Genomic DNA, 12,144 nt, shown 5'->3' on the forward strand with positions numbered 1-12,144 from the left:
TTTGCCCGAATTCGATCAATCCCGGAAAAGACGAGCAAAACTGCAGGTCTTTCACCGCAAAAAACGGAAAATCAGCAAAATGGCGAAAAAGACCTGCACATTTGTTTGTCTTTGGCCCATTTTTACTAAAATCCATCTGAAGACCTGCATTATCGCTGGTCTTTTGGAGCTATGGGCGCTTTCGGAGCTTTAGGCGCTTTAGGCGCTTTGGGCGCTTTGGGCGCTTTACGAGCTTTACAAGGGTACCTCATGTGCTACAGGTGCTTTTGGTGCTTTAGAAGCCTTCGGGGCGTTATAAGCTTTATTTGCTTTAGTAGATTTAGTAGCTTTATCAGCTTTAGAAGCTCTTCCAGACAGTCCCGTCACAATTGCAGGTACTTGTCGCGGTGTACCCCAAGCCTAATCACCGTCATCTCTTCCCGCCGGCTGACGCTTCTTCCTTGCCGCCTTCCTGTTGAGCGGCCGCCGGATACTCCAGCACTGCGCCCAGTATATCGTGGGGTGCCTCGGCATACCGCCGAAAAGCGGCCGAGCATTGTTCGATCGGATAAACATCCGTAATCAGCGGCTCTACCCGGATATCTCCTTCAGCCATAAGACGAATATATTCCGCCATGTTCCTGCCTTCCGTCCAACGAACGTAGCCGATCGGGTAATCCAAGCCCCCCTTTTCATACAGCGGGTCATAACGCCCCGGCCCTCCCGCACGAGAGATGAGCACCTGAGCCTCCTTGGCAAACAGCCGCTCGCGGGAGAAATCCATCTTCAAGTCGCCCACCACCAGCACCTTGCCGCGGTCCCGGATCCACTCCAGCGACTGATCCATCAGTTCGCCGGTCTTGCCTCCGGCACAGAGAAGCACCGCATCGACGCCTTGGCCGTCTGTAAGCAAGCCTATCGTCTTCTCGACTTCCTCCGCACTCCGGCATACATGCCGGATGCCCAGTTCCTCCGCCTTCCGGCAGCGAGCCTCCAGCAGATCGTGAACAATGACGCGATATCCGGCCGCCCGGGCAATCTGGGCCGTCAGTTGTCCGAGGATTCCCGCACCGATCAAGAGCACGCTTTCTCCAAACTGGAGAGATGCTTGTCTAAGCGCATGCACCGCAATAGCACCCAAGCCGACCGTAGAGGCTTCCTTGAGGGTAACGGAATCGGGAACCGGAACGGCCAAATGCTTGGGAACCGCCAGCCATTCCGCATGCTTGACGTAGGGGGCTCCATAACAGGCGACTCTCTGTCCGACCTCCAAGCGGGCATCCTTCCCGACCTTCCGGACGACTCCCGACGCACTATAGCCTAATATGGTAGGTGCAGCGTAATTATGCCCGTTCATCATCAGCTCCGTTCCCGGACTGATTGCTGAATATTCCGTCTGAACCAGCACGAACCCTTCTTCCAGCAACGGATCGGGAACGTCTGCCATGCGGATGCTTCCTTCGTGTGATACAACAGCTTTCATGTGGTTCTCCCCTTTCCTTTCTGGACGAAAAGCTACCTGCACGAGTCTCTATCGGATTTGAGTTAAATCTAAGCAGACTGTTGAAAAAGTGCCTTCGGGACAAAACTATGCCTAAAAATGCGCATAAATACGGGTTCCCTGCCGTCATTTTTACGAAAATTCTTGGTCTATTCCTTGAGCGCCCCGATCATCACTCCCTTGACGAAATATCTTTGCAGGAAAGGATAGATCATCAGGATAGGCACGGTGGCCACAATGATGGTGGCGTATTTAATCGATTCACTTATGCGGTGGACCTCATCCTGCGTCGCATTGGTCAGCATGTTCTGGGCCGATGACTGAATGAGAATCTCCCTGAGAATGAGCTGAAGCGGAAATAAAGATCGGTCCTGCAAGTAAATCATTGCCGAGAACCAACTGTTCCAATGTCCTACCGCATAGAACAGCGTCATCACCGCCAGCACGGGCATCGACAGCGGGAGAACAATTTTCCACAGCACCTTGAAATCATGCGCTCCGTCTATCTTCGCCGATTCGATCAAGCTGTCCGGAATGGACTGGAAGAAGGTTCTCATGACGATCAGGTTAAAGGCATTGACCGCCCCGGGCAGAATCAAGGCCCAGCGAGTGTCGAACAAGCCCAATTCACGAATATTGAGGTAAGCCGGAATGAGCCCCCCGCTGAAAAACATCGTAAATACGATAAAAGCCATCACGAAATTTCTTCCGTGTAAATTTCTTCTGGATAACGGGTATGCGCCCAGAGTGGTCATAATCAGGTTAATGATCGTTCCAACAACCACATAGAAAATGGTATTGCCGTAAGAAGACCATATATTTTGATCGGAGAACACCAGCTTGTAAGCATTCAGATTGAAGCCTACAGGCAGCAGCTTGACCTGGCCCGAAGCGATCGCGTATGCATCGCTGAAAGAGGAGACCAGCACATACCACATCGGATATAGAAATAAAATGGAGCACAAGAGCAAAAACAGCAGATTAAAACCGTCAAACAACTTTTCTCCCCAGCTTTTTTTAACAACCAATGGAATGCCCCCTCACCATAAACTGCTCTCGGTCGTTTTTCTGCTGATGCGATTGGCGATCACTAACAGTGAAAAATTGATGACGGAGTTAAAAAGTCCGACGGCCGCCGAGAAGCTGTAGTCCGCCTCCATGATCCCTCTCCGGTAGACAAAGGTGGAAATGACATCCGCCGTATCGTAGGTGGCCGGGTTGTACAGCAGAATGATTTTGTCCCAGCCGACATTCAACAGCGTTCCCACATTCAGAATCAACAGGATCAGCACGGTAGGCATAATGCCCGGGATCGTAATATGAATCAATTGCTTCCAGCGCCCCGCGCCATCCACGACGGCCGCTTCATACAAGCTCGGATTGATGCCGGACAGAGCCGCCAGATAAATGATCGAGTTCCAGCCCACGCTCTGCCACAAACCGGAGCCGACATAGATCGTCCGGAACCATTCGGGAAGAATCAGGAACTGAATGGGCTCCTGAATGACACCGATCGCCTGGAGCAGCCCGTTAATAATCCCGTCCGGCTTGGTAAAATCGATAATCATTCCGCATATGACGATTAGCGATATGAAGTGCGGCAGATAGGAAATCGTCTGTACCACCGATTTGAACGCTTTGATTCGGATTTCATTCAACAGTAAAGCAAAAGTGATTGAGGCCGGAAATATAACGATTAGGGAATAGAAGCTCATCAAGAACGTATTTTTCAACAGACGCCAAAAATAATAGCTTTCAAAAAAGCGCTGAAAATGCTTAAATCCCGCCCACGGACTGTCCCATATTCCCTGATATGGATTGAAGTCCTTGAAGGCAATGATGGCGCCATACATCGGTTTATATTCAAAAATAATGAAATAAAGGATAACCGGAAGAAGCATCAGGTATAAATATCGATTCGCAATCAGCGGCTTCATTCGGCTAAGCATCGGCTTTTTCCTCATTGCAGGTTTGGCGCTTCCGATTTTCTCCACTTCCGTCGGTGATGCCATGAAGATGGTCTCCTTTCCCGGCAGTACTTCTTAATGAAGGAGGAGGACCCCCCGGATTCGGGGAGCGCCTCTGTTGCCAACTCTCGTCTTATTTTCCTCTGAACCGGTCATAGGCCGACTGATACTGCTCCAGCACCTTCGTAATCCCCATTTTCTCCAGTTGGCTGATGACATTGTCGTAGCTGTCCACCGGAATCCGGCCCATAATGATCCCGTTGATCGTTTCGTTCACATAAGTATCAATGTCGGCCATCATCGGCACGATCACGTCATTCTCCTGCGGAGTGAATTGAACGGGAGGCAGCTTGGCGTCGAAATCAATGTACTTTCCGTAGAGCTCGAGCGGATTTTCCGTCTGGCCGTTCGCTATACGGATCTGCTCGGCATAGCGGGGATCCGCTATCGTCGCCCACGTTCCTCCACCGATCGTATGATTCAGCAGCGCTTGGGTGTTGGTCAATCCGTCCTCCGGATGAGTGACCTCTTTCTTGTAAACGGGCTCCCCATTAACCAAATCGTAGGATTTCCCCTCTACTCCGAAGTTGTTGAGAAGAACGCCTTCCTCCGAGTATTGATAATCGAGCCATCGGATCACTTCCTCCGGATGCTTGGTCTGGGAGGAAACCGCCAGTCCCACTCCGGCAGCAGGCCAACGGAAGGAGACGTGTCTTTGGTCCCCGCGAGGCCCCTTGGGAGGCAGTGCGGGAGCGATTTCAAAGGTCGGATGCTTGCCTTCCATCAGAGTGGTGAAGTTGCCCATATAGGAGCCGGACCATCCGAACCAGGCCCCTGCCAGATCGGTGGTGACTTTCTCGGTCAAGGTCTGGAAGGTAGTATCCACCAAATAGTTGGGATCGAGCAGCTTCTCGTTGTACAGCTTGTTAAGGAATTCGACGACTTCCTTAAAGCGGGGGTCATGCGGACCGTATTTCACCTTGCCGTCCTCGACGAAGAATCCGAATTCCACCCCGAAGGCCGGAGCGAAGGTCATCATGACATTGTTGAGATTGACGGTGACGAACGGAATTTCATCCTGCTTGCCATTTCCGTTAGGGTCCTGCTCGCGGAACGCCTTCAGCATTTCGTACCAATCATCGATCGTTTCCGGCATCTTCAGCCCCAGCTTATCGATCCAGTCCTTCCTTACCTGCGGGAACATCTGGGTCAAATTCTCCGAATCCAGAACGAGGTTGGGAAGATAGAAGATATGTCCGTCCGGAGAAGTGATCTGCCCGCGGATCTCCGGATTCTCGTCCAGAATTCTCTTAATATTGGGAGCATGCTTGTCGATCAGGTCCTCTAACGGAAGCAGGGCTCCCTTCTGACCGTACTTGCCGGCTTCCCTGTCCCATGCTTCATTGAAGATCATGTCGGGAAGCTGGCCGGAGGACATTAACAGGCTGAACGCTTCCGCACTGGCTTCGGTAGAGTGCTGGAACTGAATGTGAATGTTGGTGTTTTCCTCCATTTTCTGAAAGGACAGCTTCTCGTTAAAATCCTTCCCCCTGAAGTTGCCACCGCTTGGCGCCCACAAGGACAATTCCAGCTTCTTATCTGCTATCGGCAGTTTAAGTCCGCCTACATCCCTTTTGTCGCTCGCGTTTTCCTGGCTGTTCCCCTGATTAGGTGTCTCTTCTTTAACCGATTCAGCCTTGCCGCCCGAACATGCGGATAATATAAGTACGAATACTAACAGGACAGCAATACTTAGATGGCTCTTGCTCCTTCTTCCGGTGCTCATCTGTTGACCTCCCTTAATCCTTATGTGGATGGTAATTCACACAAACATCAGTAAACATTAGAAATACATTAGGTCTGTTTTAAAGCGCTTACCTGATTGGCAGTTCCTTCTCTTCCCCGACCAACGACATCGCTCCCCGCTCTAAGCGGCAGCAGGCTGGTTCCAGCCGTCTAGGAAGCGTATCAATCGTTCTCAAACCAGACACAACGTCTGGAGAAGAACACCTCCCCTACTCAAAAAGTCAGCAAGTTGTATATAGAAAGAGAAATATTGATTCCAATTTGATTCCCACAATCGTTATTTTTGGGCAATATTATCCCATATCTGATATACAACTGATTTACATTGATTATATTTTGATAAGTAAGCGTTGTCAACGAAAACATCCAAGTCCCCGGCGCAAAAAAAAGAAGCGATAGCGGTCTTCCTTCACCGCTATCGCTTCGTCATCTGTCAAATTAATTGCTTCGATTGCCTCATCCACTTACTCAATTCCCGATGCAGCTCTTCTTCATCAATCATATTGGACCAATAGGCGTTCAGGCTTTTCCGGAAGCTTTTCAACGCATGGATGGGCAGGCCCAGCTCCCGGTGATAGTAAAACGTCGGAAACATTTCCCGGTACATCAAGTAGCGGGAAGGACGGTTGATATCGTTGTCGACATTCATTTCGGCCATGCTTTTCCGTGCGGGAATGCTGACCGTTCTTTCCCTTATTAACCTCTGCGCTTCCGGAGAGATGAGGAAATCAACTAATTTCCGGGCGGCTTCCTTCTCCCGCGAATTCGCGGCAACGGCCGCTCCTATCGTAATGATGAGCGTCTTCTGGGGGTCCCGGTGCTTCAGGGTCGGTAGAGGCGCCAAATCATAGTCCAGCGGCAAATGCTTGGTTTCGTTCAGGTTAAAGTAAGTGGTCAGAATCATCGAGACCTGCTCCTGCTCGAACAAAGGGATGGTCGCATCCTCGTAATCTCCGGCCAAATATTTAGGAAAAATCGTATGATTGTTGACCAGCTTGCTGTAAATTCTGAGGCTGTTCGCTGTTTGGGCAGCCAACCCCCCGTCCTCGGCCTCTTCCACGCAGTCTAGCCCGCTCTGAAGCAGGAAGACGGAATAGCGGTTTTCCGAAGCTGGGACGAAATAAATCGCATGCCGGCCCCGCCTCTCGGACAGCTTAACGGCGGCATCGATCAGATCCTCCCACGTCCAGTAGCTGTCAGGCTCAGGCAGCCCCGCTTCCCGGAAGTGCGCCCGGTTATAACAGAGCACCACGGGCGAGAAGGAGATCGGGTAGGCCAGCAGCTGGTCTTGATGGATAAAGGCTTCATTGGCGATCGGATAAAGGGACGTGTCCTTCTCCAGCGGCTCGAGCAATGAATCGAACCCGCTCTCCACCATTTCCTGAAACTGCAGACTGTTGAAGGAAACGACATCGAGGAGCCCGTTATCCATCAGCTCGCCTGCCGATTGAACGTGATCGAACCGGTTCAAGGTGATGGGCCGGACATGAATACCGGGATTCAACCGGTGGAATTCCACAAGCAGCTCGTCCAGCATGAAGTCGCTGGTCAATGAGGAGTTGCAGCCGAAATTAATTCTGATCTTCTCGCGCGCCGTTTCCATCACCATACTGCCTACCCGGTCGATTTTGACAATAAGGCCCTCTTCCACAAGCTGCTCCAACCCTCTGCGGACCGATTTATTGCTTAATTGGAACTGCTTGGCCAACGCGCTCTCGGAAGGCAAATAGGTTCCAGGCTGACGAATGCCGCTCAATATGTCCGTCCGCAGCTTGCCCACCATACGGTCCAACCGTTCCTGGAACGATTGGCGTCCTGATTTACTATTCATGTATGAAAACTCCCAACGGTTAATAGTTTTACATCAGATACCCTTATTTTCTACAAACGAAGATAACCTGTCAACTGAGGGGGAGCGGTGGCGTATAGAAGGGGCTTGCCCCCCTTAACCAGAAGCCGATCACTTTCCCCCAGCGAGCGGTGAGACGATTCCGCCCGTAACCGACATTGATCTTCACGCCGCCCGCAGCACCACCCGTTGATGCAAATTATGGCTGATTAATGGGAGCGATATTTTCCATTTTCGCCTGTGGGAAGTTGGGAGGAGCCATCTGGCTGGATCTAACTGGATTTTATACAGGTAGAATAAAGTGAATGGTAGAAAAGGATTAAACTAAGTGGAAAATATACAGTTAGAATCGAGAATTTTGGCCAATTTTCCACTTTTTATATAAAATATATGGAGGTTTTCCAGTTAGTTTTCGAATTTCACCCTAAAAGAGTAAAACTAACTGGATGAAATCCATTTAGACACCTACGCCGATTCCCCTGGCACTCCGACCTGTCAGATAAAGTGCACGTCCCGAAAAAGGTTACTAGAAAAATCGCTGCCTCCGCCGGAAAAATTAAAAAAGCTCCAAACGGAGCCCTGGAAAAAACCCCACAAGTGACGTATGACCTTCGAAGCTTATTCCGGGTACTTTGCGGGAAGCCCCTCTCGATGATGAATAACCCGGCATTAGCGGAAGCTTTTTGTGCCAGTAGGAATCTTTGTTCTGCACCACAATCACACCGTACATATTGCCGCCTAAGTAGTAAAACACCGCATCCTCGCGGATGCGGCTTGATATTTTACTTGTATATAGGCTTTCCGTATTCCGCCTTCTTCTCAAATAGGACGGTATACATCTCATCGTGTCCGTCTAAGGAAGGTGCAAGGACAATCTTGGTTCCCTCGTCATGCTTGAGCGTGGAAGGCTTAAGTGCAGATTTCCTGAATGCCTGCCTTGGTTTATGGCTCATGTTGATTCCCCTCCTAATAAATCATGGATTGAATCCAACAAAGGTTTATTGAGATAGCAGATTTCTTCAAAATGCCGGGGTGTAACCTGAGTGGTTCCTCTAAGATGAATAGTAAAGACGTATCTCTTAGCTAAAGGATAACATAAGATGTATTCCTTCACAACAGATTTGCGGTTGCGCTGGCTGAACGTGACATTTCCATTCGTATGAACGTCCACAACGTGGATAATTTCATCCCCGGGCTTCTTGTCTTTGTTGGCATTAAGGGAATATTCCAGCCCGATCCGGCCTACCCCGTCGCTTCCGACCTGCCGGATGACGTCCTCGAACGCTTTGAACAGGGCGGCTCCGCTCACGGTATAAGGGCTGGACAAGAAGGAAAGCCGGAGGGCTCTGCACATTTTATTATATAACGCCGTATCCAAGGCTGCCTTATCATTCAATTCTTCAAAAAAACCGATGATTTTCAATAATCGGTCCCTCTCCTCCTCGGATTCCCGAAGAAGCACTAACGGATCAGGCTCTTTGCGGCCGAGCCGTTCGATGATTCCGCCGATTTTCCCGCAGGCTACGCCGACGGCGGCATTCCAATTCTGTGAATGAAAGGGATAAGTGAGAGTGGTCATGCCGAATAAATCGGAAGGCGTTCGGAAGCCTTCAATCCGTGATTCATCACCGTCCTCCTGCTCGGGAATATCTTTAGGGACGAGGAAGAAGACGCGTTCTCTGCCCAGCTTGCTCCAGAACAACCCCATTTCAAAGACCGTGTTATCCCTCGTAGTATAATACAGCTTGCCGCGGAAGTTGGTGACATCGTCGGGATGAAAAACAAACACGGCAAAATCACTCTCTTGCATTTGCTGCTCCAAATCCTGCATCGTATAGCGATTCACTTGAAAGACTCCCCGGTGCCACGGAGTGACAACCGCGAAATGCTCCAGCTCCTCCTGGACGGCATTAACGATAGGAATCGCTTCCTTGGATGATCCTATAAATACGGCCGGTTTGCTCATACGCTCCCCCAGATAAGGTATGATCTACTTTCCACATTATAACATAAAAAGATTGGACAGGACCTTAGAATGAGGGGGAAGCGGGAAATGACATGCATTTTTGCGCGTCTTCTGCGAGTTTTACCGGATTTCCGTCAAAAGACATGTACTTCCTCTGCATGTCTTTTAACAATACGCGCCTCTCCCGGCCCTCGTTACGGCTTGGCAAGATGCGGTCTTCTCCAATTTAAGGGGCGACAACCCCTACTTCATTGTGGAAACCGACAGGAGCAAGTTAACCGGCGAACCTTACGGTACGAAGGCCAAGGTGGAAGAAAGCCCGGCGATATGCCCCCTATCCGCCCACAAGATAAAATACGGATAGACAGTCCCTCCGATAACAACCGGTCGCGGGTACCTGGCAATTAGCGCGCTCTGTCCTTTCATCTCCGCAGGCTGGTCTTTGGAGGGAAGGATGAAGCAGGCTTCCTGTCCGCTCACCCGCGCTTTAATGATTCGAGGCTGGGAGCCATAGGGCCTTAAAGGATGAAAGGCTTCCCCGCGGCACACCTGACCCAGATCAGCCTCCGCGGAAATGGCCGACACTTGAAAGAACCCGTCCGGCCCCTCATATCTTTCATCGTTTACCCTATGCCAATGCGAAGGATACAGCAGTCTGATCTTATAGACCGGACTGAAATAAGTGATTTTCTCCGGGCGTTCGACGTCAGCAGACGGCGACCACTGCAGGGCGGTGATCCTGATTCCGTCCAGCCATCGGATAGGCTCGGGGTGCCGAAGGTCGACCACCCACATTTCGTCAGCGAAATCCTGCTCCGTACAACCGGACAAATAAGCGATCTTCCGTCCATTCGGCGACCAGGAGACCGGTGTGGCAAAACAATCGGAGACCGCCCTTACCCGATCATTGTCTCCCCGGCGTCCTACGGTTCGGATCTGCGAGTAATACCCGCGCCCTTCTTCGAATGCGGTGGCGCTGTATGCAATATGCATAGAATCGGGGGACCATTCCGGGAAGTAGTTTTTGGCGAGCGGCCCCCCTTTCACTTCATACACTCGACCGGTCGCTAATTCCACAGTATGAATAATCGAAATACTGACGCCGGGAGTGGTATACAGAGCAAAAGCCCCATCCGGCGAAAGCCGGACATTGTGAAGAGGGCCTTCCGTATTCCGCGTTATCTGCTGCTGACCCGTTCCGTCCGTGCGTATTCGGTATAACTGGCTGATGCCGGAAGCATCCGGAGCCTGAAACAATAGCCGGGCACCGTCAGGGAACCATTGGACGTCCGTTGCCCCGGGCCGCTGAATGCTGTGCGCTTCATGTGTAGCAACGTCATAGATAAGAATGCGGTCCCGCTTAGTGTAAGCCAGCTTCCGGCCGTCTGGCGACCAATCCAATACGCCCCCCTCTCCTTCATCCAACTGATCGATGCCGGCAAGTGAGCCGGTTGTGACTCCAACCACATAGACGACTCCATTCTTGCCCGCGAACGCTATTCTGCGGCTGTCCGGCGACCATACCGGAGTGGAGAAGGAAGCCCCCAATCCGTTCGTTAACGGCCTGTTCGCCCCGGTACGGGGATTAAACAACCATAGATCGTCATGCCCGCCGCGACTGGAGAAATAGGCGATCAGCCCTTCGGCTCCAGAAGGAATGGAGAGCCGCTGGCCGACGTAAATCGTGTATGGCGAGCTTAGCAGGTTTGCCGATATAAGAGACTCCACCGGAATCTCCCACCGCTTGGCAATCTTATATAAGGTATCTCCCGAACGAACCCTGTATGATAACTGCATGGATCACATCTCCCGATGGTTTATTTGCCCATATACTATTCGTTCGGTTCGTGTCGGGTTCGAAATTCGGCTCTGTCATATGTAAGTTATATTAACCTATCATTTTTTCATATCGATGGCCGAAGAATAACCGGAAATGATATAATGGGAAAAAATGGGACAAACATCCTCGTAGCATTAGATTGTGGATACTAAACCATGCGATGAGCCGTTTGCAAACAATTGCTGCCGAACGCGCTCTTGGGAAAGGGGAATTAGCGAATGCCGTCTGAACCTATTCAAGTCCTGCCCTACGGCCTGGGACCGATCGGAATCAAGATCGTCGAGAATTGCCTGCTGACTCAATCCGTCCGCCTGATTTCCGCGGTCGATATCGATCCTGTCAAAATCGGGCGGGATGTCGGAGAATTAGCCGGAAGAGAGCATGCCGGCATACCGGTTGTGGCCACGGTAGAAGATGCCGGGACTCCTCTGATTCGCGGCCGGAGGATCGCCCTTCATGCAACCGGTTCGAAGCTGGTTAGCGTGTGGCCGCAAATTAAGCAGCTGTTGGACCACGGGTATTCGGTGGTTTCAACCTGTGAGGAATTGTCCTATCCTTGGCATCGTTATCCTGAACTGTCGCGGGAAATCGACCAATACGCCCGCGATCGCCGGCAAATCGTCATTGGGACCGGAGTTAATCCCGGCTTTGTCATGGATTCCCTGGCCCTGTTCATCACTTCAGTCACCCGAGACATTTCCGCAATCCATGTATCCCGCCGAGTGGATGTGGCCAAACGCCGAATTCCGCTGCAGAAGAAGGTGGGGGCCGGTATGACCCCGGAACAGTTCAAGCAGCTGGCGGAACAAAACCGCATCGGGCATGTCGGTCTGGAAGAATCGCTGCGGCTGATTGCTTACGGATTGAATCTCGGCTTGTCCGATGTGACTAATACTATCGAGCCGGTCATTGCCGAGGAAGACATCGAACTGGCTGCGGGGCCCGTCAAGAAAAATGAGGTGATCGGCCTCCATCAAATATCCCGCGGACTGGCCGCGGGTCATATTCCGATCGAGCTGGATCTGATTATGTGTGCAGGCGCCAAGCAGGAAGACCGGATTACTCTGGAAACTACAGATATGGGCAAGCTGGATATCGTCGTTCCCGGCGGCATCTTTGGCGATACCGCGACGGCCAACATCGTCGTCAGTACCGCAAGAACGATTCATTCGTTCTCGGGAAGCGGGCTGCTGACCATGGCGGATATCCCGATAACGAGGAATGTACGGTAACCTT

General features: G+C 51.2%; 9 protein-coding genes. 1 reads left to right on the forward strand and 8 read right to left on the reverse strand.

What is annotated here, in order from left to right; genetic code table 11:
- Window positions 1–409: 409 nt before the first annotated feature.
- The 8 genes from ACFQ03_RS09805 to ACFQ03_RS09840 form a co-directional block, all read right to left on the reverse strand.
- On the reverse strand, window positions 410–1,462 hold the full coding sequence (locus tag ACFQ03_RS09805; RefSeq protein ID WP_379287817.1) for a zinc-dependent alcohol dehydrogenase: 1,053 nt from the start codon (window positions 1,460–1,462) through the stop codon (window positions 410–412).
- A 167-nt stretch (window positions 1,463–1,629) separates the two neighbouring features.
- Window positions 1,630–2,508, reverse strand: a complete 879-nt coding sequence (locus tag ACFQ03_RS09810; RefSeq protein WP_379287818.1) for a carbohydrate ABC transporter permease — start codon at window positions 2,506–2,508, stop codon at window positions 1,630–1,632.
- A gap of 12 nt (window positions 2,509–2,520) precedes the next feature.
- On the reverse strand, window positions 2,521–3,492 hold the full coding sequence (locus ACFQ03_RS09815) for an ABC transporter permease (protein WP_379287819.1): 972 nt from the start codon (window positions 3,490–3,492) through the stop codon (window positions 2,521–2,523).
- Window positions 3,493–3,580: 88 nt separating this feature from the next.
- Window positions 3,581–5,233, reverse strand: coding sequence for an extracellular solute-binding protein (locus ACFQ03_RS09820; RefSeq protein WP_379287820.1), 1,653 nt, complete (start codon window positions 5,231–5,233; stop codon window positions 3,581–3,583).
- A 453-nt stretch (window positions 5,234–5,686) separates the two neighbouring features.
- A complete protein-coding gene (locus ACFQ03_RS09825; RefSeq protein WP_379287821.1) occupies window positions 5,687–7,084 on the reverse strand; it encodes an extracellular solute-binding protein in 1,398 nt (465 codons plus the stop codon).
- Between the two features lie 800 nt (window positions 7,085–7,884).
- Entirely contained in the window at window positions 7,885–8,055 is a 171-nt protein-coding gene (locus ACFQ03_RS09830) for a hypothetical protein (RefSeq protein ID WP_186328446.1), read from the reverse strand.
- The gene (locus tag ACFQ03_RS09835; protein ID WP_379287822.1) at window positions 8,052–9,068 is read right to left on the reverse strand and encodes a TIR domain-containing protein; all 1,017 of its coding nucleotides are present in this window, start codon (window positions 9,066–9,068) and stop codon (window positions 8,052–8,054) included. Before ACFQ03_RS09835 ends, ACFQ03_RS09830 begins: the two co-directional genes overlap by 4 nt.
- Window positions 9,069–9,356: 288 nt before the next feature.
- Window positions 9,357–10,865: a LysM peptidoglycan-binding domain-containing protein gene (locus ACFQ03_RS09840; RefSeq protein ID WP_379287824.1), complete on the reverse strand. Its 1,509-nt coding sequence runs from the start codon at window positions 10,863–10,865 to the stop codon at window positions 9,357–9,359.
- Window positions 10,866–11,126: 261 nt separating this feature from the next.
- On the opposite strand from ACFQ03_RS09840, the gene ACFQ03_RS09845 reads away from it, so the two are divergent.
- The gene (locus tag ACFQ03_RS09845; RefSeq protein ID WP_379287826.1) at window positions 11,127–12,140 is read left to right on the forward strand and encodes an NAD(P)H-dependent amine dehydrogenase family protein; all 1,014 of its coding nucleotides are present in this window, start codon (window positions 11,127–11,129) and stop codon (window positions 12,138–12,140) included.
- The last annotated feature ends 4 nt before the right edge of the window (window positions 12,141–12,144 follow it).

Origin of the sequence: Paenibacillus residui (assembly GCF_042677205.1) — a bacterium.
Lineage (GTDB): Bacteria > Bacillota > Bacilli > Paenibacillales > NBRC-103111 > Paenibacillus_L > Paenibacillus_L residui.